The 25,396-nt window shown below is 34.8% G+C and carries 27 protein-coding genes; 11 read left to right on the plus strand and 16 right to left on the minus strand.

Translation table 11 applies throughout. The features are described 5' to 3' along the window. Positions 1 to 150: 150 nt before the first annotated feature. Positions 151 to 873 carry a DUF1223 domain-containing protein gene (locus RQM59_RS08140; RefSeq protein WP_349241605.1) on the plus strand — a complete coding sequence of 241 codons (723 nt, stop codon included), beginning with the start codon at positions 151 to 153 and terminating at the stop codon, positions 871 to 873. Here the strand turns inward: RQM59_RS08140 and mnmC2 are convergent. After that, complete coding sequence (mnmC2, locus tag RQM59_RS08145) at positions 870 to 1,535, minus strand: tRNA (5-methylaminomethyl-2-thiouridine)(34)-methyltransferase MnmC2 (RefSeq protein WP_349241606.1); 666 nt, start codon at positions 1,533 to 1,535, stop codon at positions 870 to 872. The genes RQM59_RS08140 and mnmC2 overlap by 4 nt on opposite strands. A gap of 5 nt (positions 1,536 to 1,540) precedes the next feature. Continuing rightward, complete coding sequence (locus RQM59_RS08150) at positions 1,541 to 2,047, minus strand: DUF4920 domain-containing protein (protein ID WP_349241607.1); 507 nt, start codon at positions 2,045 to 2,047, stop codon at positions 1,541 to 1,543. A gap of 117 nt (positions 2,048 to 2,164) precedes the next feature. Between RQM59_RS08150 and RQM59_RS08155 the strand changes: the two genes are divergently transcribed. From RQM59_RS08155 to RQM59_RS08180, 6 genes are all read left to right on the plus strand, one after another. Continuing rightward, the gene (locus RQM59_RS08155) at positions 2,165 to 3,223 is read left to right on the plus strand and encodes a branched-chain amino acid aminotransferase (RefSeq protein ID WP_349241608.1); all 1,059 of its coding nucleotides are present in this window, start codon (positions 2,165 to 2,167) and stop codon (positions 3,221 to 3,223) included. Between the two features lie 3 nt (positions 3,224 to 3,226). Next, positions 3,227 to 4,162 (plus strand): MBL fold metallo-hydrolase, encoded by a 936-nt coding sequence (locus RQM59_RS08160; protein WP_349241609.1) that lies wholly within the window; start codon positions 3,227 to 3,229, stop codon positions 4,160 to 4,162. 104 nt (positions 4,163 to 4,266) lie between these two features. Further along, positions 4,267 to 5,235, plus strand: a complete 969-nt coding sequence (locus RQM59_RS08165) for an NHL repeat-containing protein (RefSeq protein WP_349241610.1) — start codon at positions 4,267 to 4,269, stop codon at positions 5,233 to 5,235. Then, positions 5,228 to 6,001, plus strand: coding sequence for a VOC family protein (locus RQM59_RS08170; RefSeq protein WP_349241611.1), 774 nt, complete (start codon positions 5,228 to 5,230; stop codon positions 5,999 to 6,001). The genes RQM59_RS08165 and RQM59_RS08170 overlap by 8 nt, the downstream gene beginning before the upstream one ends. Before the next feature lie 55 nt (positions 6,002 to 6,056). Beyond that, positions 6,057 to 6,641, plus strand: a complete 585-nt coding sequence (locus RQM59_RS08175; RefSeq protein WP_349241612.1) for a TetR/AcrR family transcriptional regulator — start codon at positions 6,057 to 6,059, stop codon at positions 6,639 to 6,641. Positions 6,642 to 6,694: 53 nt separating this feature from the next. Next, complete coding sequence (locus RQM59_RS08180; RefSeq protein ID WP_349241613.1) at positions 6,695 to 7,060, plus strand: hypothetical protein; 366 nt, start codon at positions 6,695 to 6,697, stop codon at positions 7,058 to 7,060. Between the two features lie 76 nt (positions 7,061 to 7,136). On the opposite strand, the gene RQM59_RS08185 is transcribed toward RQM59_RS08180, so the two are convergent. The 6 genes from RQM59_RS08185 to RQM59_RS08210 form a co-directional block, all read right to left on the minus strand. After that, on the minus strand, positions 7,137 to 7,523 hold the full coding sequence (locus RQM59_RS08185) for a pyrophosphohydrolase domain-containing protein (RefSeq protein ID WP_349241614.1): 387 nt from the start codon (positions 7,521 to 7,523) through the stop codon (positions 7,137 to 7,139). Between the two features lie 10 nt (positions 7,524 to 7,533). Further along, positions 7,534 to 8,214, minus strand: a complete 681-nt coding sequence (locus RQM59_RS08190; protein ID WP_349241615.1) for an HAD family hydrolase — start codon at positions 8,212 to 8,214, stop codon at positions 7,534 to 7,536. Position 8,215: 1 nt separating this feature from the next. Continuing rightward, on the minus strand, positions 8,216 to 8,938 hold the full coding sequence (locus RQM59_RS08195) for an SDR family NAD(P)-dependent oxidoreductase (protein WP_349241616.1): 723 nt from the start codon (positions 8,936 to 8,938) through the stop codon (positions 8,216 to 8,218). Positions 8,939 to 9,162: 224 nt separating this feature from the next. Beyond that, positions 9,163 to 10,080 (minus strand): ion channel, encoded by a 918-nt coding sequence (locus RQM59_RS08200; RefSeq protein WP_349241617.1) that lies wholly within the window; start codon positions 10,078 to 10,080, stop codon positions 9,163 to 9,165. Between the two features lie 78 nt (positions 10,081 to 10,158). Beyond that, entirely contained in the window at positions 10,159 to 12,189 is a 2,031-nt protein-coding gene (locus RQM59_RS08205; protein WP_349241618.1) for a dipeptidyl-peptidase 3 family protein, read from the minus strand. Between the two features lie 42 nt (positions 12,190 to 12,231). Further along, a complete protein-coding gene (locus tag RQM59_RS08210) occupies positions 12,232 to 12,792 on the minus strand; it encodes a DNA-3-methyladenine glycosylase I (protein ID WP_349241619.1) in 561 nt (186 codons plus the stop codon). 115 nt (positions 12,793 to 12,907) lie between these two features. Here RQM59_RS08210 and RQM59_RS08215 point away from each other — a divergent pair, with 115 nt between their 5' ends. Then, the gene (locus tag RQM59_RS08215; RefSeq protein WP_349241620.1) at positions 12,908 to 13,339 is read left to right on the plus strand and encodes a DUF6146 family protein; all 432 of its coding nucleotides are present in this window, start codon (positions 12,908 to 12,910) and stop codon (positions 13,337 to 13,339) included. Here RQM59_RS08215 and RQM59_RS08220 read toward each other — a convergent pair. From RQM59_RS08220 to RQM59_RS08250, 7 genes are all read right to left on the minus strand, one after another. Then, positions 13,332 to 13,826 carry a dihydrofolate reductase gene (locus RQM59_RS08220; RefSeq protein WP_349241621.1) on the minus strand — a complete coding sequence of 165 codons (495 nt, stop codon included), beginning with the start codon at positions 13,824 to 13,826 and terminating at the stop codon, positions 13,332 to 13,334. The genes RQM59_RS08215 and RQM59_RS08220 overlap by 8 nt on opposite strands. Positions 13,827 to 13,862: 36 nt before the next feature. Next, positions 13,863 to 14,048 carry a hypothetical protein gene (locus tag RQM59_RS08225; RefSeq protein ID WP_349241622.1) on the minus strand — a complete coding sequence of 62 codons (186 nt, stop codon included), beginning with the start codon at positions 14,046 to 14,048 and terminating at the stop codon, positions 13,863 to 13,865. A gap of 73 nt (positions 14,049 to 14,121) precedes the next feature. Next, on the minus strand, positions 14,122 to 14,946 hold the full coding sequence (locus RQM59_RS08230) for a thymidylate synthase (protein WP_349241623.1): 825 nt from the start codon (positions 14,944 to 14,946) through the stop codon (positions 14,122 to 14,124). A 102-nt stretch (positions 14,947 to 15,048) separates the two neighbouring features. Beyond that, positions 15,049 to 16,788 (minus strand): NupC/NupG family nucleoside CNT transporter, encoded by a 1,740-nt coding sequence (locus RQM59_RS08235; RefSeq protein WP_349241624.1) that lies wholly within the window; start codon positions 16,786 to 16,788, stop codon positions 15,049 to 15,051. A 14-nt stretch (positions 16,789 to 16,802) separates the two neighbouring features. Further along, positions 16,803 to 17,414 (minus strand): bifunctional nuclease family protein, encoded by a 612-nt coding sequence (locus RQM59_RS08240; RefSeq protein WP_349241625.1) that lies wholly within the window; start codon positions 17,412 to 17,414, stop codon positions 16,803 to 16,805. A gap of 89 nt (positions 17,415 to 17,503) precedes the next feature. Then, complete coding sequence (locus RQM59_RS08245; protein ID WP_349241626.1) at positions 17,504 to 18,466, minus strand: electron transfer flavoprotein subunit alpha/FixB family protein; 963 nt, start codon at positions 18,464 to 18,466, stop codon at positions 17,504 to 17,506. Between the two features lie 18 nt (positions 18,467 to 18,484). Continuing rightward, positions 18,485 to 19,231 (minus strand): electron transfer flavoprotein subunit beta/FixA family protein, encoded by a 747-nt coding sequence (locus RQM59_RS08250; protein ID WP_349241627.1) that lies wholly within the window; start codon positions 19,229 to 19,231, stop codon positions 18,485 to 18,487. A gap of 207 nt (positions 19,232 to 19,438) precedes the next feature. On the opposite strand from RQM59_RS08250, the gene RQM59_RS08255 reads away from it, so the two are divergent. Beyond that, complete coding sequence (locus RQM59_RS08255) at positions 19,439 to 20,416, plus strand: pyruvate dehydrogenase complex E1 component subunit beta (protein WP_349241628.1); 978 nt, start codon at positions 19,439 to 19,441, stop codon at positions 20,414 to 20,416. Positions 20,417 to 20,477: 61 nt separating this feature from the next. Then, complete coding sequence (locus RQM59_RS08260) at positions 20,478 to 22,982, plus strand: DUF5686 family protein (RefSeq protein ID WP_349241629.1); 2,505 nt, start codon at positions 20,478 to 20,480, stop codon at positions 22,980 to 22,982. Positions 22,983 to 22,992: 10 nt separating this feature from the next. On the opposite strand, the gene RQM59_RS08265 is transcribed toward RQM59_RS08260, so the two are convergent. Then, on the minus strand, positions 22,993 to 24,666 hold the full coding sequence (locus RQM59_RS08265) for a serine hydrolase domain-containing protein (protein ID WP_349241630.1): 1,674 nt from the start codon (positions 24,664 to 24,666) through the stop codon (positions 22,993 to 22,995). 133 nt (positions 24,667 to 24,799) lie between these two features. On the opposite strand from RQM59_RS08265, the gene RQM59_RS08270 reads away from it, so the two are divergent. Further along, positions 24,800 to 25,327: an inorganic diphosphatase gene (locus tag RQM59_RS08270; RefSeq protein ID WP_349241631.1), complete on the plus strand. Its 528-nt coding sequence runs from the start codon at positions 24,800 to 24,802 to the stop codon at positions 25,325 to 25,327. Positions 25,328 to 25,396: the final 69 nt, after the last annotated feature.

A 25,396-nucleotide genomic window follows, 5' to 3' on the forward strand; every position in this document is an offset into this window, starting at 1 on the left:
TTGAGTTCGTTTTTTTACGTTTGCCGAATCTTCTTTTAAATTCCATGAAGTGAAGTTTTTTGCTAAGATAAAAATTTAACGCTTTTGATAACGTTAGAGGGGTAAGGGTTTTTATTTATCTCGACTGATTGGTTAATAAATACAATTTATATGCGATATTTTTTCTTTTTGTTATTAGGAACAAGTCTAATTATTTCTTCAGAAGAAACAAGAATTAAACCAGACACATCTTTTGTAGTGATGCAGTTATTTACTTCACAAGGATGCAGTAGTTGTCCTGCGGCGGATGTTTTGGCTGAGGAAATCAAAAAAGAATATAACGATAAAAATGTGATGATCTTATCGTATCATGTTACCTACTGGGATCGATTGGGGTGGAAGGATCCTTTTGGGAAAAAAGAATACACTGAAATGCAATATGCCTATGCTACTAAATTTAAAGAACGTAGAGTGTACACACCTCAAATTGTAGTCAATGGAAAAGAACATTTCATAGGTTCTGATGAATATATACTCCGAAAAAAAGTAAAGCAATATTTAAGGAAGAGGACTACTAATACAGTACAATTAAACTCAACGAAAAAGGGAAATCAATTGGAAGTAACATTCAAGGTTAATGGAGAGATAAAAGATAAAAAGGTAGTACTTGCCTTAGTTCTTGACAAAGAAACAACACAAGTGAGACACGGTGAAAATGCACATAAAAATCTTAGTAATAGCAATATAGTTATTGTTCAAAAAGAACACTCTTTACAAAAGTCTCAAGGTAACATGAAGATTGACATTCCCAAGAAGTATTCCAATATGCGTTTAATCACTTTTGTTCAGGATGAACAATTGAATATTACAGGAGGTAATCAGATAAAAATTTAAGCTTCTTTTACAGCACGTAACATTTCTCTCTTACCTGGAGGCCCAGGCAATCGCTCCACAGAAAACCCAACAGATTGCATTGCCCTGCGCACGCTTCCCTTTGCTGAATACGTAACCAAAACACCATTAGGTCTTAAAGCTTGATACATCTTTGTAAAAATAGCTTCTGTCCATAGTTCTGGTTGAACTCTAGCTCCAAAAGCATCGAAATAAATCAGGTTGAATACATTTCTATCGGCGATCTGACCGAAAAATTGCTGTCTTTTTTCTAGTGAGAAAAAAGGTGAAATAGCGTGCAATTTATTCCAAGACTGAGCATGCAACTGTTCAAAAACAGTTGCATGCTCTTTAGCCTTTAATGCTTCAACATAATTTAGTTTTGAAACCTCATCAGATGCTACGGGATACGCTTCTACTCCGATATAATGAACATTCAACGTTCTGTCACTAGCTTCCAGAAAAGTGATTAGTGCATTCAATCCAGTTCCAAACCCAATTTCCAATATGGAGATATCTTGCTTTTCAAACAGACTTAAGCCTTGTTTAATAAATACATGATAGGCTTCCTGAATAGCGCCATGTTTAGAATGATATTGTTCATTCCAATCTGGTAAATGGATCGTTGTAGAGCCATCCGCAGTAGTAATGATCTCGCGTTTCAAAACGATTATTTCTTCATCAGTACTCCTGATGCTTCAAAAGCGAACTCTACTTTAGGTTCTGTGATCTTTTCAATTTCTTCTTTACTCTTCCCAGCATCTTCGGCATAATGCTTTAAGTCCGCTACAGAAGTTTCTTTTACAAATGCCATTCCATCAACAACAACTTCTCTTCCTTTAGAATCTAAGGGCATAAAAAATCCGTAATCTTTAAAACGCACCATTGTTTCGGTTCCGTCAGCTAAGGAAAGTTTCATCCAGCAGCCTTTTTTAGAACATACTTCATTAATACTTGATGCAAATTTAACCTGAACAGAATCTCCTACTTTCATGCTTTTAAATTGAGCAAGCATTTCTTTGGAGTTTAGCGCTTCTTTATCAGTGATTTCCTCACCAAACTTGTCGTAGTCTATTGCTACTTTTTCCTTTTTAACTTCTTTGTTTTCAGATGTTGACGTTTTACAAGCAGTAAAGAACATTCCTACTACCGCTAATAATAACACATACTTTTTCATGATTCGATATTTAAATGATTCCTACAAAGATACAGCTTAGAATTAAAAATCTGTATGTAATGACTCCCAAAAAATGCGACAAATTTCGTACCTTTGCAGAACAAAAAATAAGGTTACATGGTTACAGAGATTCGAGTAGAAAAGGTAGAAACTTCCAAAATAAATACAGTAAATTTTGAACACTTACCTTTCGGTAAAATCTTTACGGACCATATGTTTGAGTGTGACTTTGTGAATGGTGAATGGCAACAACCTGTTATTAAACCATACGGGCCGCTTCAGCTAGATCCTTCTGCCAGAGTTTTTCATTATGGTCAGGCTGTTTTTGAAGGCATGAAAGCCTATAAAGATGACAACGATAACATCTTGTTATTCAGACCACATGAAAACTATTTACGAATCAATATTTCTTCTAAACGATTGGCGATTCCTGAGTTTCCAGAAGATTATTTCTTTGAAGGCTTAAAAACTTTATTGCACTTAGAAAAAGATTGGATCAAAAAAGGACGTGGAAATTCATTATATATTAGACCTTTTGCCATTGCGAGCGAAGGTGCCATTTCTGCTTCGCCTGCGGAAAATTATAAGTTCATGATCATTTGTTCGCCAGCACAGTCTTACTATGAAGAAGAAGTACGCGTATTATTCTCTGAAAAATATAGTCGTTCTGCAGATGGTGGTGTTGGATTTGCAAAAGCAGCTGGAAATTACGGTGCTCAGTTTTATCCAACGAGCTTGGCTCAAAAACAAGGATTTCAACAAATCATCTGGACGGATGCGAGCACACATGAATATTTAGAAGAAGCTGGAACGATGAACATCTTCTTTAGGATTGGTGACACCTTAATTACTGCTCCAAGTAATGATCGAATTCTGGATGGAGTTACAAGAAAATGTGTCATTCAGTTAGCAGAAGATAACAACATGGAAGTAGAAATTAGAAGAGTACGAGTTGCTGAAATTAAAGAGGCTGCCAAGAACGGTACTTTACAAGAAATCTTTGGATCTGGTACTGCTGCGGTAATCAATCCGATTGCAGGATTTGGTCATGGAGGCGAGACATTTGAACTACCAAAATTAGAAAACTCTTATGCTAGTTTCTTTAAAGAGAAATTAATGGATATTCAATACAATACCGGAGTGGATGATATCCACGGTTGGTGTTATAAAGTATAATCATTGAAAAAAGCCTGTATTCTTTTCTTATTAATATTATGGAGTTGCCATACAACTCCTGAAAAAATACAGCCTACTTCTCCGCAACAATACATTACTGTTTTAGGAACGGCCCAAGATGCTGGGTATCCACATATTGGGTGTCAGAGAGCTTGCTGTGCTAATTTTTACAACGGCACACAGCAACAACAGCGTGTTGTGTCTTTAGGTTTGGTTGATAAAGTGAATCAGCAAAAATGGTTGTTTGAAGCTACGCCAGACATTTCTACTCAGTTAGCTGATTTAGAAAAACAGGTAAAAAAAGATTATTTAATTGATGGCATCTTCTTAACCCACGCTCATATTGGACATTATACTGGACTTATGTATTTTGGAAAAGAAGCTTTAGGCAAAAAGAATACAAAGGTATATGCTATGCCTAAAATGAAAAGCTATTTAGAAACAAATGGTCCATGGAGTCAGTTAGTAGCGCTTAACAACATTAAGCTTTCTGCGATTGAAAATGACAGTACTATTACCCTTAATAGCCATTTAAAAGTTACTCCTTTTATTGTACCTCATCGAGATGAGTTTTCAGAAACAGTAGGATACAAAATTCAAGGACCTAACAAAACGGCTTTGTTCATTCCTGATATTAACAAATGGAGTGTTTGGAAAAAAGACATAGTAGCGGAAGTAAAAAATGTAGACTATGCATTCTTAGACGCAACATTCTTTAAAAATGGAGAAATCAATCGACCTATGTCCGAAATACCACATCCATTTATCGAGGAAACAGTCGCTTTATTTCAAAACGAAACTAAAGAAGTGAAGAATAAGGTCATTTTTATTCACTTTAATCATACCAATCCTGTACTGCAGCCAAATGCGAAGGAGAAAAAAGCGTTAGAGAATCTTGGGTTTCGATTTGCTGTCGATGGACAAGTTTTTGAATTGTAATTTATTTTTTATCGCTTTCATTGATTTTTAAGAAAATTTTGACAACGGTTTTTCATTTGATTCTTTAGATTTATACAATCTCCGTTAACCTCAGAAACAATCAAATGAAAACTCAATTAGTAAGTATTTTCCTCATATTCATGCTCTGTCTTTATAACTGTGAGAAGGTTCCATCAACAAAAGATTTTATCTTGGAGGAAGTCGACCTTATTCCTGAAGGAGTTGCCGTAGATTCGCGAACTGGGATCATTTATATTGGCAGTACTTACAAAAGAAAGATCGTCCAGATTACACCGGATGGAACGGTGTCGGATTTTATATCTCAGGAGCAAGATAGCGTTTGGAGTATCTTGGGAATGAAAGTAGATGCTGAAAATGGCTTACTATGGGTTAATACAGCGCATATTCATGAAGTAATGCCTCTTATAAATCCATTACCTAATAAAGATTGGCTTACCACCATTTCTGTTTTTGATATTGAAAAAAAGAAGCTGATCAAAGAATATCAATTACATGAACCAAAATCAGCATTTAATGATTTAACCATAATGCCTGACGGAAGTATTTTTGCAACAGAATCTGCAAATAATGAAATTTATTGGATCAGTAAAAAGAATGACAGCTTAGCACTATTTCTTGCGTTAAAAGATTATCGCTTCCCAAATGGAATTGAGTATGTTGAAAAAGCTAATGCCTTGTTTGTCTCTACCATCCAAGGTATTCTAAAAATAGACATGGATAGTAAAAAGTATCAACTGCTAAAGGAACGCGACACTAAACATGCCAAGGGAATTGATGGTTTGACATTTTACAAAGATTACTTTATAGGTCATCAAAGTTCAAAAATATCTAAATTTTATGTAAATGAAGACTTTACTGAAATCACCAAAGTTGAACTCTTAGATTCTGGAGAAGATTTTGATGCTTCTACAACCGGTGAAGTTTCTAAAAGTGATTATTACTATATTGTAAACTCACAAATTCAAAGTGGTATTGATTTTAAAAATAGAATCATTAAACCTTTAGATAGTTTAGAAAAAGTAATTATTAGAAAAAAACGATTAAATGACTAACAAGCTACTCGGTTCTGCTCCTTTATTCTTTGTTACTGATATTCATAAGTCAGTTGATTACTATTGTAATGTATTAGGTTTTACAAATACCGGACTATGGGGAGATCCTGCTTTCTTTTCTATGCCGCGAAGAGATAACATGATCGTGATGTTACAGGAAACAGAAAGCAAGCAGGTGAATAATAACGAAAAATCTTGGGATGCCTATTTCTGGGTAGAAGATGCGGATGCCTTATTTACAGAATTTACAGACAAGGGTGTTATTATCGATTATCCTCCTGAACATAAAGAAGCGTATGGATGCTATGAATTTGCTATTAAAGATCCAGACGGATATACATTAGCATTTGGTCAAGAAGTTGGAACCAGCCAGTTTGATCAATATGCAGATGCCCAAGAAACTATATTTAAGTTCACAAGCCCTGTGTTGGCGTCAGAAAATGTTGCGCGTGATGCGGCATGGTACGAAAAAAACGTAGGTTTTGAAAATGTCTATAATAGCACGAATTATCAAGAAGGTCCTATGGATTATGCAGTACTCAAAAAGCACAATCAACTGATTCATTTACAGTTTCAGTTTCCAAAAGACATGACCAGCACTGACTTGAAATTTGAGGTTCAAAACTTGGCATACATACAACAGCAACTACTAGAACAAAAAGTCATTACTAAAAAGAATGTCTATCCTAATACTGCCTGGGAAACCAACGAAATTCGATTCTTTGATCCTAGTGGAAACAGAATTACAATTCTCGAAAGTATTTAAATCAAAAATTACTGAAACATTTGCATATATGACGACTGGTCATTATATTTGAAATGTGAAACGAAAGATCCATAGAGAAGATATTGTTAAAACAGGGCTAGATCTGATGTTCTTGAATGGATATCATCATACTGGAGTTAAGGAAATTACAGATAGCATTGACATTCCCAAGGGTTCCTTTTACAATCATTTCAGTAGTAAAGAGGAATTTGGTTTGGCCGTTTTGCAACATTATTGTGACAATGGAGTTCAATTTCATGAAAAAGGTTTACTGCAATCAAAAGAATCTCCTTTGACTCGAATGAAAGCTTTCTATAAGGGTATGATCAAAGGTTATGTGAAAGATCTTGACTTCAAATTGGGTTGTGTTATGGGCAATTTTTCTCAAGAACTGGGAGATACTAATGAACGTTTTAGACAGGTACTGGATGATGAGTTTAACAAGTGCGAACATATTATTGTACAATGTTTAAACGAGGCTAAGCAATCAAAAGAAATCGATAATAACATTGATACCAAATCTATGGGAGCATTTATTCTTAATAGTTGGCACGGAGCCTTGGTCAGAATGAAATCTACAGCCAATGGAAAACCTTTAGACGATTTTTACAATTTAATCTTTACTCAAATATTAGTTTAATTTTTTTACATCAAAAATATGACGACTGGTCATATTAATTTAATTTTATTCATATGAAAACAAAAAACACATCCATTAAAAAACCAATTCCACTAAGAATTATTTTTATCTTAAATGCTTTAATGATGATTCTCCCATTTGTCTTTTATTACGTATTTACAACTAATAATATTCAGGTTGGAGATTTAAATCCTATATGGATGGTCTATACAGGTATTGCATATATTATAAGCTTTGTCCTATTAGTCTTTACTATTTTAAAAAGAAATAGTAATGCTGCAAAAGCAATCTTTCTTGTAAACATTATGATTGCTATTCCTGCTGGAGCTTATATCGGAATGCTCATCGCTATCGTTTCATTACTTCTGATCTTTTTTAATGCTAAAGTGAAAGAATACTTTGGCAATAACTATAATTGAAAATTTCGCGTTACTAGGTGAAATCTGTGGGGAATATCCTAGATAAAAAAGAGTGCGCTAAAAGCGCACTCTTTTTCTATTTATTTAATATACTTTCTATATCTGGTTTAAAATAATTTGGTCCTTTCAGTACTTTTCCATCTTCTCGATAAATAGGTTTTCCATCTTGACCAAGCTTACTCATATTACTGCGCTGGATCTCATTGAACACCTCTTCTATCTTGTCCTGCATTCCGTGTTCTATAATAGTACCACATAAAATATATAACATATCTCCTAAAGCATCTGCGACTTCAACCAGATCATTATTCTCTGCAGCTTCTAAATACTCTTCATTCTCTTCTTTCATCAGGTTAAATCGAAGCATATTCCTATCGGAACCTATATGTGCAGTAGGTGTGTTTTTAATCCCAAGTTTAAACGCTGAGTGAAATTCATGTACTGCTGCTATCTTATTTTTCATGTACTATATATTATTTAATTCCTAATTGTGTTTCAATGTTTTGTACCTCAAAATCCTGCCAATCCTTGATATGAACGGTGAGTCCTTCTTTTCGAAAATCTTCTAGATTCTTTTCTAGAATTCCTATAAAATGGATGTTGAGATTCCGTGCGGTTTTCAAATCCCAAATTCCATCTCCTACAGAAATGATCTGTTCAAATATATCTACTTTATAAAAACTTTTGGCACTTTCTATCGCTCTTTTTACAATCGCTTCTCTCTCGAACACATTGTTCGATCCAACCACCAATTCCGGTACAAAGGGAATCCCAGCTTGCGCAAGTTTTAGACATGCTGGTTCCAATAATGATCCTGTGGCAAAACACACTGCATAATCCGTATGATCCATGAAGTATCGCACTGCTTTTTTTGCGCCTTTTATCTCAGTAGTTTTTGCTAATTTTTGAATCTCCAGAGTCATTTTATTTTCGAACTTAAGGATGAAAGAAAAGTCAAATTTTTGCGGAAGATTACGTTCATAATTTTCCTTTAGAATATAGCTATCTGTATGGTGCACATAGTTTTTCCAATTTTGATCAATATCATGAATCCCAAAATGACGCATGGTGTTCACATAAGCGGTCTGATGTTGATCTTCACTTTTAGTCAGCGTATCGTCAATATCAAAAACCACTAGTTTCTTTTTCTGCATACTATGTTGTTTTTTTTAATAACCATGCCGGCACTATCTTTAACACAAAGGCGATAATCGCCCATCGTTTAGAGATATAAGCGACACGTTTCTTCTTTTTGATCGCTCGATATATTTGTTTTGTTGCTTTCTCCAGAGAAACCATCCAGAAGATATCATCTCCTAACGCCATTGCCGTATCCACAAAACCAGGCCTGATGTCCGTAATAAATACTTGTTTTGTTTTGATAGACTTTGTTTTGATATACAGTCCCTCCAGATAGGATTTCTGGTATGCCTTTGAAGCAAAATAAACAGGTGCGGCTCTGCTTCCTCTTAAAGATGCTATTGAAGTGATCCCGACTAAATGTCCAAAACCTTGTGATTTAAACAAGTTGTAAACAATCGTATATAGTTTGGTTACACCTGCTATGTTGGTTTCTATCGTCTGTTCTTCTTTATCCCAATGCAACTTCGGATTTATAAACCCTACTCCAGAAGATTGAATCACCAAGTCTAAATGGCCAAATTCGGCAACAGTTTCATCGAACACTTTTTGTACCTCTTCGACTTCTCGAATATCGTTTTGTTTAATCAGGATTTGATCTGGATACTTAGCCTTCAACTCTTCTAGCTTCTCCAATCGTCTTCCTGTTATTGCTACCTTATATCCATCTTCTATCAATTTCTCAGTAAGTGATCTTCCTATGCCAGAAGTGGCTCCAAAAACGATGGCTGTTCGCATTTAATTTGTAATTTTGCTAAAAATACAAATTATGTTCACCACTGGTAGAATAATTTTCATCATATTCTTTGTGCTTGCCTTTGTTGCTTTAATGATATTCAGTTATCGGAAAGATGCAAAAAACCACAAACGGTTTTATAAAAATGCAGGATTTAAAGTAGCTATTTATGGAACGCTTGTAATTGCAATTTTTGTTATTTTGAGATACTTTACCAGTAATTAAATTACATAGGATTTACTTCATTTAATTTGTCGTGATCCAACACAGTATTCCCTTCTGCGTCAAAAGCAAAAGAAGGCTCAAAATGCACATTCATAACCATTTTTTCGAACTTATAGGAGTGAATATTGTACACTTTTTGTGCAAAAGATTCTTCATGATAATTTAGTAAGATATAGATTTCGGCATCCAGCTTGGTCAAATCTCGATCAAGATACTTGTATAAGGGACTATCTTCTTTTATTTCATGTACAATTGTCCAAATTGTAGGTAAATACATAATCTTATTACGCTCTAAGGTAAGCTGGTAAAAATTACGTTTAAAATCATCCGAATCACTTTTATCTGTAATCGATAACATTACCGTGATCTCTGGCTCTATCATTACCGTTTTTCTACTATTCATTAATCGAAACATTAGAGCCTTCCCATCTTTAAAGTCTCGAATAATAAATTGATCGCTAAACTTAATAGCTGCCTTAGGTTTTGAGAAACGTCCATAGAGTAATCCTGTTATAAAAGAAAAACCTAATAAACCTATCATCGCTTCAAAAGCCGCAATAATATTTGCGATCATTCCTTGCGGAGCGATTCCTCCATATCCTACCGTCGTTAGGGTTTGAGCGCTAAAAAAGAAACCATTTAATAAATCTTCCCAAAAGACTCCTTTTGATGGTGTTATTTGTTCGATGCCTATAGCCACATAAATAAATGCAAAAAGAACATTCAATAAGGTATACAGGCAAATGACCAATGCAAAAAACCGAAACCAAGAAATTTCCGTAAAATAGGTATACAGATCATCCAAACTTCTCTTTCTATTAACGTGAATCACATTAGAAGTACCATCATTATTAATGATACTCTTTGCATTCTTAAAAGAACTATATCCAAATCCAGGATCCTTAACTTTTTTTGCCATGTACTTTCTTTCTTGCTTTAAAAGTACAAAAACCGATTCTTAATAAGAATCGGTTTTTGTACTTACTAAGAATGTTATTTATTGTTTAGGTTTTAAAAAACTATAGTTTTTTGCATAGAATGTCATTTGTTCTTCAAAATCTTTAGGTTGATTTACGGTAATATTGGTAATATTCCCATCAGCATCTACTACTGGTTCTAAAACAGGGTTTACAAAACCGCTGTATGGAGCAGCTGTAAATTGTTTGTTTCTATCCAATACTTCTTTATGAATTGCCTGATCAACCTTTACACCATAACCTTCTACTAACGCCTTAGCAGCTTCAAAATCACCTTCAGATTTGATGCGTTGTGCTTCTCGTAACAAACGCCCGAAGATCTCACGAAGCTTGTCATAGTCATTGATCTTGAAATAGGTCTTTCCATCTCTAGTAACTTTTTCGATTACATTGTCTTTTGCGCCTTGCTCAAATGCCCAAGCCGACACCCATTGACGGTTTACCATATGATCTTCTTCAATATCATCTCCTAAATTAATTCGAATCAATTGAGTCATCAAACCATTTCTGATATACCCATCATAGGCTGCCTTTCCTAGTTTTTCCCAGTCATCTGTCAATCCTAATTCTTGCATTTTAGGATCCATCAAATAATACAACCCGACTAAATCTGCTCTACCCTCTTCCATGGTCGATGCATAATTCTGTAAAGTTTCTTTTGGCTGCCCTACTCCATCATTGATAACACCAGAAGCATGCCCCACTACCTCATGCAAAGCGGTATGCAATTTATCAGCAACCTTTCCATAAGCAATTTCCAGGTCTATTTCTTCTTGGTCATGCGCAAACTCTTTTAATCTTCCTGTACCTCCGGCATTATTATAGGCTCCTACAATATTTCCTAAAGAAACAGATTTAGATCCATGCTTTTGACGAATCCAGTTATTGTTTGGAAGGTTTACGCCAATCGGCGTACTTGGCGAAGCATCTCCTGCTTCCCCTGCCACATTGATCGTTTTATAGGTTACTCCAACTACATTTTTCTTTTTATGTTCTTCCTGTAAAGGAGAATTGTCTTCAAACCATTGTGCGTTTTCCGATAATACGGCCATTTTACGAGACATGTCAAAATCTTTGATCTCTACAATTGTTTCGTACGATCCTCTATATCCTTTTGGATCGTTATATACTTCAATGAATCCATTAATCCAATCGATATTTCCTTCAGTTGATGTTACCCAAGCAATACAGTATTGATCCCAAACATCTAAACTTCCTGTCTTGTAATATTCTATTAAAAGACCTAAAGCCTTGGCCTGTTTTTCATTTTCAGCTACACCTTTTGCTTTTTCTAACCAACCAATGATTTCATCAATAGCGGAACCATACATTCCTCCCGATTTCCATACTTTCTCTACTAACTTTCCATTCTCCCTAACTAATTTTGAATTTAGCCCTGCTTCAATAGGCATTCCTTTTGGCCCCTTATAGGCTTTTGCATAAAAGTCAGCTACTTCTTTATCCGTAACATCTGGTCCATAAAAATTGATTGCCGAAGCTAAAATATTATCTACGCCCTTCTTCTTATTTACTTTTTTATCATCCTTATCATTAAAAATAACATCTGTAGCGTCAGCACTTAATCTTGTATTCGAATTTTTAAGCAAGGTATTCACAAAATAGTCCCTACTAAAGTCAGGTTTTATTTTTGCATTTGAATAGTGGTGATGAATACCATTTGAGAACCAAACTCTTTTTAAATAGGTTTTAAACGCTTTGAAATTATCTGTATTCTTATCACCTGTAAAATTAGCATTGACATTTTCTAAAGCCCTTCTAATTTCTAAGTTATGACGATAGTTCTGATCCCACATAATATCTCTTCCCGCTAAACCTGCTTGTGTAATGTAATACACTAATTTTTTCTCTTTAAGTGTTAGCTCATCAAACCCAGGAATCTGATATCGAAGTACTCTAATATCCGCAAATTGCTCTACAACATGATTAAATGTTCCATCTTTTTTATCCGCTGCTTCCTCTTTTTTATCATTTACACATGAGACCAATAGTCCGCTAAAAAATAGTGCAACAAGTATCTGTTTAATTTTCATTTTATGGTTGATTTTGATTATAGTTTATAAATGTACATTTTTTTATACTTCTTTATATCGAAAACAATCGGTAGTATGATCATTTACCATTCCTGTGGCTTGCATATGCGCATAGATAACCGTCGATCCAACAAATTTAAACCCTCTTTTCTTTAGATCTTTTGAGATTGCATCAGATAACTCCGTAGTAGCTGGCACTTCTTCTCTTTTCTTAAATACATTGGTAATTGGTTTGCCTTCTGTAAATTTCCAGATGTATGTTGAAAAAGAACCAAATTCTTCTTGTACTTTCATAAAGGCTTGCGCATTAGAAATGGTAGCTCTTATCTTTAATTTATTGCGAATGATTCCAGCATCTTGCAACAAGGATTCGTATTTTGACTCTGGATATGTAGCAATCTTTTTGTAATCGAAATTATCAAACGCTTTTCGAAAGTTTTCTCTTTTTTTAAGTACAGTAATCCAGCTCAATCCTGCTTGAAAAGTTTCTAGAATCAAAAACTCAAACAAGCGATCATCATCATATACTGGAACACCCCATTCTTTGTCGTGATATTCTATATATAGCGGGTCATCACTCACCCAAAAACATCTTGTTTTCATATAATTAATTTAGCTCTTAAAGATAAGTTTTCCTTATAAAACGTTAAAATTATATGTTAATGATACTACTTTCATTTTTTTTTCAGAAATTTAATGTATCATAAACTATTTGATAATGAGAGCTCTAGTTAAAATAATTTCAATTTTCTGTTTGAGTATGCTCGTATTGGCATGTAATAGCTACAAGGTTGAAAGTACCTCATCTAAAGAAGAGCCTGTTGTCATTGCTAATGACAGTTTAGAATATGAAATTATTATTATTGATGACGGATTTAATGGCTTTTTGAACTCTATTGCTAAACCTCCTGGGTTTCATAATCAAGTGTACATGGAGCAAAAGAATCGAAATTATGTAATTACCTGGAACTACAGGGCCAGAAATCCTTTACGGTTCGATAATCTGATCTATCAAAATGAAATAGATTATGATCCTCATATAGATTATGGGTATGACGTCAATTATAAATTGTTCAACTATTTCCAGTTTGCCCAACGAAAGTATAGAATGTCCCTACTAGAAGGGTATTCAAATCAAGTAATTAGGTAGTCTTCTTTTGATAGCTTATAAAGCTATAGTCAAATTTGTTTTTCTCGTCAGCTTCATGATCTTCTCTGGAGATTATCTCCCATTTCTTTGAATCAATTTCTGGAAAAAAAACATCTGCCTCAAATTGCTCATGCACCCTAGTAATATCTAATCTATCTACCAAATCATTTTGAAGACATTGTTTATATATTTCTGCCCCTCCAATAATAAAAACGTGTTGCTGTTCTTTGGAGATTTCAAGGGCTTCTTCTATACTATGTGCCACAATACACCCTTCCTGAGTATATGATTTATTTCTGGTAATAATAACCGTTGTTCTATTTGGAAGCGGTTTCCCAATAGATTCATAGGTGTTTCTTCCCATAACGATATAATTACCAATGGTGACTTTTTTAAACCTCTTTAGATCGGCAGGCAAATACCAAATAAGATCATTGTCTTTTCCTAATTCATTTCGGCTTCCTATCGCGGCAATAATGGTAATCATTCTGAGTAAAAATTGGGTTTAAAAGAAAGAGGTTCTTTAATTCATATCCTTGAGCCAAACCTTGATGTAACTATTAAAGTTCTCTTTTTCAGTAATGGTATCATCTGACGAAGCCTGTATATGATCTATTAAGGTTTTGATAGCTGTCAAAACATTTTCATCATCAATATCAGCGATCTTATCGTAGATATAATCCTTAAGTAAATCTGTAGAAATATCCATAGTGTTAATTTTCAACTAAATTATGAACTAACTTGCTGCTAAGCAATCTTTTTCCAATTAAAAATAAGTTAATTTATACGGCTACCACACCTTTTATGTGTGGATGTGGGTTGTAATTCACCAACTCAAAATCTTCAAAAGTAAAATCTTCAATATTTTTCACTGCTGGATTCATTTTCATAGTTGGCAATGGTCTTAGATCTCTAGACAATTGTAGCTCCAATTGTTCCATATGATTACTATAGATATGAGCATCTCCAAACGTATGGATAAACTCGCCAGCTTCATACCCACATACCTGCGCCATCATCATTGTAAATAAAGCATAGGAAGCTATGTTAAACGGCACCCCTAAAAAGATGTCAGCACTTCTTTGATATAACTGACAAGACAATTTTCCATCCGCCACATAGAATTGAAAAAAAGCATGGCACGGAGGCAAAGCGGCCTTACCATCAGCTACATTCTCTGAAAAAGACACGGAAGTATCTGGCAACACACTAGGGTTCCAAGCAGAAACTAGCATTCTTCTACTATTCGGGTTGTTTTTCAATGTATCGATCACGTCCTTTAACTGATCAATCTCATCGCTATTCCAATTGCGCCATTGATGCCCATATACGGGACCCAAATCGCCATTTTCATCTGCCCATTCGTTCCAAATGCGCACACCGTTTTCTTGTAAGTATGTTACATTTGTATCTCCCTTAATAAACCATAGAAGTTCATATACAATAGACTTCAGGTGCAACTTTTTAGTAGTTACCATGGGAAACCCCTCACTCAGATCAAAGCGCATCTGATGACCAAATACACTTTTGGTTCCTGTTCCTGTTCTATCTCCTTTTTCGTTTCCGTTTTCTAAAACGTGCTTAACTAAATCGTGATATTGCTTCATAGTTCCATCATTTGCTTGAATCTCAAAATTAAAAAAAGCTTCAATTCAAATGAATTGAAGCTTCTATTTATCTTATAAAGTTATTAACGATTTGTTTATAGATTAACCGATGATCATTCCAGCAATAGTCGCTGACATCAATGATGCTATCGTACCTCCAATCAAGGCCTTCATTCCAAATTCGGACAATACCTTTCGTTGACCTGGTGCCAGGGATCCAATACCTCCAATTTGAATTCCGATGGATGCAAAGTTTGCAAAACCACAAAGCATATATGTGGCCATAATAATCGACTTATTATAATTCAAATGCATTACATTGGTAACATCTTTTAATTCTGCCAATTGTATATATCCTACAAATTCGCTGGCAGCTAATTTAATTCCTAACAACTGCCCCATCATAGCCATATCTTCACCTGCCACACCAATCATCCACATCAACGGTGCAAATATATATCCCAAAACAAATTCTAGTGATAATTCTTGATACACTGTATTGGTCGCAATGATTTCATTCAAAGAAGTAAAATGCCAACCAAAATATTCTATTCCATCGAAGCTTCCTATTCCTCCTAAAACACCATTAATTAACGCAATAAATGCTACAAATACCAATAACATTGCCCCAACATTCATGGCCAATTTTAATCCTTCTGTGGTCCCATTGGCAATCGCATCTAATACATTAGATCCTATTTTTTCTTGAGAAACTTGTACATCCGTATTAACTTTTTCTTTCTGCGGATACAGAATTTTTGAAATTACGATAGCACCAGGCGCCGCCATTACGGAAGCGGCTAGTAAATGTTTTGCATATAATAATTTTAATACAGGATCATCACCTCCCAAAAATCCAATATAGGCCGCTAGTACTGCTCCTGCTACCGTAGCCATACCACCGATCATAACCAGAAGCATTTCTGATTTATTCATCTTTTCCAGATAGGCCTTGATTAATAACGGTGCTTCTGTTTGTCCTAAAAAGATATTTCCTGCCACGGATAAACTTTCCGCTCCTGATATTTTGAGCACTCTACTTAATGACCATGCCATTATTTTTACGACCTTTTGGATTATTCCTAAATAAAACAATAATGAGGTTAATGCTGAAAAGAAAATAATGGTTGGTAATACCTGAAAGGCAAAAATAAACCCAAAGGTGTCCATATCCGATATTAGACCTTTAAATAAAAATTCACTACCAGATTGGGTAAACTCTAATATCTTAACAAAACCTTTTCCAATGAAGTCAAAAACTGCTTGAACAAACGGTATTTTTAACACACCTATAGCGATCAAAAGCTGAAAAGCTAAGCCCAAACCTACTGTCTTCCAATCAACACCTCTTCTATTAGAACTAAATAAAAATGCAATAAATAATAAAACTAGCATCCCTAGCACACCTTTCCATAAACTTGTTACAGAAAACCCTTCGCTAGGCAAAATTTGATTTGAACTCAAGTTTTTTTCAACTACAACAGTTTTAGGAATCACATCTTTGTTAGAAAATTTGAATACAACATCTCGCTCGGAAAAAACTAAAGTGGAGTCTGTTTGTTCGATGATGTTATAATATCTAACCGTGTCTTTTGGCTGTGTATAATTAAATATTAAAAGATTATTTTGAAGTATATAAGTTCCTTCAGCCTTTAAGCTATCCTTTGCTACCAAAGAGTAATTGAATTTCCCTTCTTTTAAATAAAATGCATCCGATGCATCAACATCTACAATAGATTTACCGCCTTTTTCTATTGCAGAAAACCTCCAATTATTTTCTACAGACTGAGAAAATCCTAAAAAAGAGATACAGCAAAAAATAAGTATGAGTAATTTTTTCATGAAATCATAAGGTGTTAAGATCGCTTGCTAATCTCATCTCTGATCTTAGCAGCTAATTCATAATTTTCGTTGGATACAGCTTCATTCAGTTGCTGGTAGAGTTCGTCTAAAGAAAGTTTAGAGAAAACATCATCAGACATTGCTACATCTTCAAGATGTACTTCTACCTCTTCTGGTTCTAAAGAATCTTCCTTTAAGGACAATTCTTCTTCGATTTTCAAATAGATTCCAGCCTTGTCTAGGATATTTTCATAGGTAAAAATAGGCGCCTCAAATCGAACTGCAATGGCAATGGCATCAGATGTCCTAGTATCAATCACCTCTTCAACACCATCTCTTTCACATACCAAACTAGAAAAGAAAATACCGTCTACCAATTTGTGAATGATAATTTGCTTGATCTTAATTGAAAACCGATCTGAAAATGTTTTAAACAGGTCGTGCGTTAGTGGCCTTGGCGGTCTTATTTCTTTCTCCAAAGCAATCGCTATAGATTGCGCCTCAAAAGCGCCAATTATAATCGGCAGAGTTCTGGTTCCTTCCATCTCACTTAAAACCAATGCATACGCACCACTTTGAGTTTGACTGTAAGAAATTCCTTTAATCGTTAATTTTATTAAGCTCATACAATCTCCATACATAAAAAAAGGCTGTCCAACCATGGCAATCACCAAAAATTAGACAGCCCTTTTACTAGGGCACAATTTAATAAAAATTATGAGTTCTGTGCCTTAAATTCTTTTAGTTTGCTAATTAACTGAGGGACAACGTCAAAAGCATCTCCAACAATTCCATAATCAGCTGCCTTAAAGAAAGGTGCTTCAGGGTCTGTATTGATGACTACTTTTACTTTAGACGCGTTCACTCCTGCTAAATGTTGAATCGCTCCAGAAATACCAATTGCGATATATAAATTAGAAGCTACAGGTTTTCCTGTTTGTCCTACGTGTTCACTATGTGGTCTCCATCCTAAGTCAGATACCGGCTTAGAGCAAGCTGTAGCTGCACCTAAAATATCTGCTAGTTCTTCCACCATACCCCAATTTTCTGGCCCTTTTAACCCTCTACCTCCTGACACAACAACATCTGCATCCGCGATGGTCACTTTACCAGTGGCTTTCTCTATATTGGTTGACGTTACTCCAGACTCGGTAATAGCGGCTTCAAAACTTTCTACAGACGCTGAAGTAGCACTTTCATGAACTCCATATGAATTCTTCGCTAATCCAATTACTTTATTCTCGGTACTTATTACCGTATTGTTGAATCCTTTATTCGAAAAGGCTTTTCTCTTTACCGTAAACGGACTTGTACTACTTGGTGCTGCAACTACATTAGATGCATATCCTGCCTCCAATGCTACTGCCACCAATGGCGACACATATAATCCATCTATGCTTGAATCTATAATTACCACATTGGCTCCTTTAGAGGCTGCAACCTGTTTAATGACCGATGCATAACTCTTCGCATTAAACACTGATAATTGCTCATTATTTACTGTAACAATAGTCTCTGCTCCATAGTTTTGTAATTCGGTAGCCTCATCTGCATTTATAGTCAATGCAATAATGTTGGTCCCTAATTGCTCTGCTACTTTCTTTCCATAAGAAACTACTTCGAAAGCAGATTTTTTAAATTTTCCATCGGTGGAACTTGCGTATACTAAAACTGACATATCTTTATTTTCTTATGGTTAAATCACTTTTGCTTCATTGTGTAATAAGTTGATTAATTCATCAACATTATCTGCATCTACTAACTTCACAGCTCCTTTTGGCGCTGGTTTTTCAAATAATTGAGAAGATGTAGCGTTTTCAGAACCAGAAGATTCTACCACGCTTAATGGTTTTTTACGTGCCATCATGATTCCTCTCATATTTGGAATACGAAGATCCGACTCTTCTACAATTCCTTTCTGCCCTCCAATAACCAAAGGCAATGATGTAGAAACTGTTTCACTACCCCCATCTATTTCTCTAGTAGCTGTAACATTAGTTCCATCTACTTCCATACCAACACAACCATTTACAAAGTTGAAACCTGTTAATCCTGCTAGCATTCCTGGTACCATCTGACCATTATAGTCACTTGATTCTTTCCCTGCCAAGACAAGGTCATACCCTCCACTGTTTACCACAGCAGCTAATTCTTTAGCAACAGAAAAACCATCCGTTGGTTCAGCATTTATTCTAATTGCTTCGTCAGCTCCAATGGCCAATGCCTTTCTTAAAGTAGGTTCTGTAGTAGCATTTCCAACATTTACTACAGTTACTGAAGCTCCTTGTTTTTCTTTAAACCACATCGCACGAGTTAACACAAACTCATCATACGGGTTGATTACAAACTGAACTCCATTTGTATCAAACTTTGTGTCATTCTCAGTAAAATTGATTTTTGAAGTGGTATCAGGTACATGACTGATACATACCAATATTTTCATTCGATTTTATTTTAATTTGATGGCTACGAAGGTACAGTTTATTTTTCAAAAATACTATGCATGCATAGTATTTATTTTACACTGAAATCCTTTCGAAAACGTTATCGCAAAATTATAATCTATTTTTTTGAGTTTCTAATTTTGATACCAAAATTTTTGATAGAAATTTTCATACTTTTGTCTTCAATAAATTTTGATCATTAGTACATGAAAACAGTTCAGTTTAGAGAAGCGATTTGCGAGGCGATGAGTGAAGAGATGCGCACGGACGAAAGTATTTATTTAATTGGGGAAGAAGTAGCCGAATATAATGGTGCTTACAAAGCAAGTAAAGGAATGTTAGACGAGTTCGGCGCGAAACGTGTGATTGATGCTCCTATCGCAGAATTAGGTTTCGGTGGTATTGCTGTAGGTTCTGCTATGAATGGCAATCGACCTATTGTAGAGTATATGACCTTTAACTTCTCGTTAGTTGGAATCGATCAGATTATCAACAATGCAGCAAAGATTAGACAAATGTCTGGTGGGCAATTTAATTGCCCCATTGTTTTTAGAGGACCAACAGCTTCTGCAGGACAACTAGCAGCTACACACTCTCAGGCTTTTGAGAGTTGGTATGCGAACTGTCCGGGTTTAAAAGTTGTTGTGCCTTCAAATCCGCACGATGCTAAAGGGCTATTAAAAGCGGCTATTAGAGATGACGATCCTGTTATTTTCATGGAATCTGAGCAAATGTATGGAGACAAGATGGAAATCCCAGAAGGAGAATACATCATTCCAATTGGTGTTGCCGATATTAAAAGAGAAGGTTCTGACGTAACTGTTGTTTCTTTCGGAAAAATAATCAAAGAGGCATATAAAGCTGCAGAGGAACTTGCAAAAGAAGGAATTTCAATAGAAATAATTGACTTGAGAACTGTACGTCCAATGGATCACGCAGCGATTATCAAATCAGTACAAAAGACAAATAGACTTGTAATTTTAGAAGAGGCTTGGCCATTTGGCAGTGTTTCTTCAGAAATTACATTTAGAATACAAGATGAAGCGTTTGATTATTTAGATGCTCCTATTAAGAGAATTACGACTGCAGATACACCTGCGCCTTACTCGCCAGTTTTATTAGAAAAATGGCTTCCAAATAGTAATGACGTGGTAAAAGCTGTAAAAGAAGTTTTATACAAATAAATCGCAAAAATTTGCGTTATGTAAACTTCATTGGCAATGTTGTTGATGAAGTTTTTTTATTATGAAGAAATTTTTACTCTTTATATTTCTTACTTTTTCGGTTGTTATATCTTATTCTCAAACAAAAGTAAGCGGTAAAGTTTTTGACGAAAATAATGAGCCTATTGCATATGCTAATGTGCTTTTCAAAGGGTCTGTGCAAGGAACAATTACCGATGAGAACGGAAAATTCTACCTTGAGTCTTCAAAAAATTGGCCAACCTTAGTTTTTTCATTCATTGGATTTGAGACTGTTGAATTAGCTTTGACAAAAAAGGTTACCTATAATATTAAAGTAATTCTTAAAGAAGAAGCCAACAAACTTGATGAAATTGTCATTGCTACTGGTAAACAACCAAAAAAGAATAATCCAGCTATAGACATTTTACGCAAGATATGGGAACGCAGACGTAAGAACGGTGTTAAGCAGTTTAAACAATATCAATATAACAAATATCAAAAAGTTGAATTTGACCTAAATACTATAGATAGTGTCTTAATGAAAAAAAGACTGTTTCGTGGTTTGGAGTTTGTATTTGACAATGTTGATACTTCAAGAGTAACAGGAAAAACCTATCTACCCATTTTTATAAATGAATCTGTATCTCACGTGTATGGAGACAACGTTTTAAATAAGGAAAAGGTTGAGTTGAAAGGGAATAAGAATTCAGGTTTTAGTAATAATCAAGCTATCATTGATTTTATAGATGATCTATATAACGAATATGACATCTACGACAACTACATTAAATTTTTCTACAAAAGTTTTGTAAGTCCTTTATCCAGAACAGGAATTAGCAATTACAACTATGTATTAGCCGATAGTACTTTTATAGATAATAAATGGTGTTATAATATTATCTATTACCCGAGAAGAAAGAATGAACTAACATTTAAAGGAGATTTTTGGGTAAATGACACCACATTTGCGGTGAAAGAGATCAACATGCAAGCCTCTAAAAATGCCAATATAAATTGGGTGAAAGACATCTATATAGAGCAGGAGTTCGACATTCTAAATGATTCTGTATTCTTACTGAAAAGAGATTATTTCATGTCAGATTTTGTCTTGAATAAAAAGGAAAAATCTCGAGGTGTGTATGGTAAAAGAACAACATTATATAATAATTATGTTTTTGATAAATCACTAGATCCGAAGTTCTATTCAAGGAAAGATTACAATCAGGATGCTACGGTTTATAACCAACCTGATTCATTTTGGGAAGCCAACAGATTAGAGGCTTTGAATGAAGATGAAAAAGGGGTATACAAAATGTTGGACACCTTAAAAACAGTAAAAAAGTTTAAGCGACTGTATACCATAGCGGCAACATTATCTTCTGGGTACTACGAATTCAAAGATCTGAACTTTGATTACGGACCTATCTTCTCTACTTATGGATTTAATGAAGTAGAAGGTGACCGCATTAGAGTCGGTGGAAGAACATATTTAGGCTATGACGATCCCTGGAGAATAGAAGGGTATACCGCCTACGGTTTCCGAGACAAAAAGTTTAAGTATGGTATTCAGGGAAAGGTACTATTAAACCGAAAGAATAGGTTAATTCTGGCTGGAGGGAACAAGCGAGACGTAGAACAAATTGGTGCTTCATTAACAACTTCCATTGATCTTTTAGGAAGAAGTGATGGTTCTTCTTCGGTCGTTGGAACCGGTGTTAATGATCGTTTAACTAATGTAAATGTCTCAATGCTCTCTTTACAAGCTGAGCCGCTAACAAACTTTGTTGTCAGCGTTGCAGGTCTTCATCGATCCTTACGTTCCGCATCACCAACTTTCAGTTTAGACTACAACGATCCGGATGCTACATCTGGAGTTTCTTCTGAAATAAATCAGTTTGAAGCCATTTTATCTGCTTCCTATTTTCCTGGAAGAAAAGTATCTGGTTTTGGCGTTGAACAACAAACAAATACGGATAGGTTAAGAAGTATCTTTTTACAAGTTACTAAAGGAAGTAAGGGAATCTTAAATGGAGATTTCGATTACACAAAAGTGCAACTGTCATATATACAACCCTGGCTTATTGGCGGATTTGGAAGAACTTGGACCTCTCTAGAAGCGGGAAAAACTTTTGGAGAAGTACCTCTAGGTTTACTGAGTGTTGTTCCTGGAAATCAAACCTATTTTGCTTTCTTTAACACATTCAATCAATTAGATTTTTATGAATTCGTTACAGATACATATGCTTCGTTCCATTTAGAACATAATTTTAATGGAAGACTCTTCTCAAGAATTCCTTTAATTCGAAAGTTAAACCTGAGAGCTGTGGTCGGGTTTAGAACAGCATGGGGGCAATTATCAGACAAAAACGTTTTACTAAACACAACTAGTAATCCTTCACAAATTATCTTACAAGCACCTAACAAAAGCCCTTACTATGAGTACAGTATTGGTATTGCTAACATTTTTAAAGTTCTGCGCGTAGATTTTAACTTTAGAGGAAATTATCTAGACAATCCTGGAGCAAGAAAGTTTGGGATTACCTTTGGTACAGGATTTAATTTTTAAGGTCAATTCTCTAGTTTTTAAACACTAAGTTTTTGACTCGATTATTGCTTGCTTTAAACCCAATTACTTTTCCTCTTTTATTTCGCAAAAACTTCAACTCCTGAATCGCCCTTTTCTTAGACACAAATAAGTTTTTATTAATCGGATCAAAATGAATATCTCTTATCCTTTGGTGTTCTAACGTCAATTTTCCCTTTTTTATCGTAATTCTATAGGAAGTTCCTAATTCTTTACTTTGGTAAGTTCCTAAATACTCATTCAGATTCACATTTCCAAAGGCAACAAATTTAATAGGCTTTCTATCGTTAATACTTACCTTCATTATTTTGATTCCCTGATCATTCTTTTCAAAAACTACGTCAACATCATTAGGATCTTTCATCATTTTAAACTTATTTTTATCAGTAGGGACAAGTCTTGTCTCACTTTTTTCATTTCTGTAATAAACAAGAGTATCATTTTTTAACAGCACCTTTCGTTTATACTTCTCATCCACTTCCCAATACTCTCCTAAAAACTTTGAAAGTTGTTTTTGAGAAAGTTTTATAAACATGGAAGGGTCATGAACAACAATTTCTTCCTTTTTGGAAGCGTCTTGTTTTGGAAATTTCCCTTCTAAGAATAAATTAGCAATAGTAAATACTTGATCAACAGGATCAATCGTGGATAAGTTGGAAAAAACTGCAATTGAGAGATTATGAGATGGAATCCGAGCGAAATAGGCTTTATACCCTGCGTCAGAACCTGAATGAACTACCACTTCTATTCCTCGATAAGTTCCTACAAATTGCCCCATCGCATATCCCGTTTCTGAACCACCAATCAATTTTGTTCTAGTGTTCAACTTACGGATTATTGACATATCACCTACTATAGGGTTTTGAAAATTCAACGCCCATTTCCCAAAATCTTCAGCAGTGGTAAATAAACTTGTAGGACCGACTGTGGCATAACTCAACGTACTTTTTATAAACTTTTTATCACGTACTTTATAGGAATAGGCTCTATTCGCTACTATTTTTTGATGATCATCATAAAACTCACTATTGTTCATTCCAAGAGGCTCGAAAATTCTCTTTTTCGTAAAATCTGCAAACGACATTCCTGATACTTTTTCTATTACCTCTGCCAATAATGTAAAACCAGTATTAGAATACATGTTTCTCTTGTTGGGATCAAAATTTAAAGACTTTTGGCGATTGACCAGTTTTAAAATGTGCTCCTGAGTAATTACATCATCTAAACGAATACCCGACATTCGCAAAAGGTCCCATTGATCTCTTAATCCGCTACTATGATTTGCAAGATTTCTAAGCGTAATTTTCTTTCCGTAGTCTGGTAGTTCGGGTAAATACTTCCTCACATCATCATCCATAGATAACTTCCCGTCTTTTTCTAAAAGTAATACGGCAAAAGCGGTAAACTGCTTTGAGACAGATGCCACATGAAAAACGGTATTCTTTGTAATAGGTATGTCATATTCTAAGTTGGCAGATCCAAAACCTTTTTCATAAACGATTTTATCATCTTTCATCACCATTACAGACATCCCAGGTTTTTCCAACGTGTTCCATTCAGAAAAAATAGCATCAATATCTTTAGTCTTAACCTCCTGAGCAATAAGAATGGTAACGAAAAAGAAGAAGAGAGTACTACTATATAGCACCTTGTGGTTAGTTTTCATCTATTTATATTTTAGCAGTTATCGTTTTAAAGACCTCTGGTTTTTAATTAGGTTACATCACAAATTATTTAATGCTGTAAAATTGTTCGAAAAAAGGTAATTTGGTACATTTGCAGACTATTTAAAAAAGAATATGACTAGTAAAGAAACTAAGACTTTTGATGTCTTAATAGAAATTCCAAAGGGAAGTAGAAACAAGTATGAGTATGATTTTGATTTAAAAAAGATTCGATTTGATCGAATGCTTTTTTCTTCGATGATGTACCCAGGAGATTACGGATTTATTCCTGAAACTTTAGCTTTGGACGGAGACCCATTAGATGTATTGGTAATGGGAACAGAACCGACATTCCCGATGTGTGTCATGGAAGTTAAACCCATTGCTGTTTTTCACATGGCTGACGAAAAAGGTCCAGACGAGAAATTAATTTGTGTACCAGTAACAGATCCTATCTGGAATACTTATGAGGATATTACAGATTTGAATCCGCATAGAAAAAAAGAAATCACACATTTCTTCCAAGTATATAAAGATTTAGAAAAGAAGAAAGTAGATGTTGGTGGTTGGGGCGATGCTAAAGAAGCACGTGAAATCTATAAAAAATGTGTGGAACGCTACGAAAATAGTGAGCATAAAACTAATAGAAATTTTACGATATAATTTATCATTACAATTTGGTAAAGTAAACCCTTTCATATTCAGTATGAAAGGGTTTTTCTATTCGCCTCG

This window comes from Asprobacillus argus, from assembly GCF_032248395.1.
GTDB classification, from domain to species: domain Bacteria; phylum Bacteroidota; class Bacteroidia; order Flavobacteriales; family Flavobacteriaceae; genus Polaribacter; species Polaribacter argus.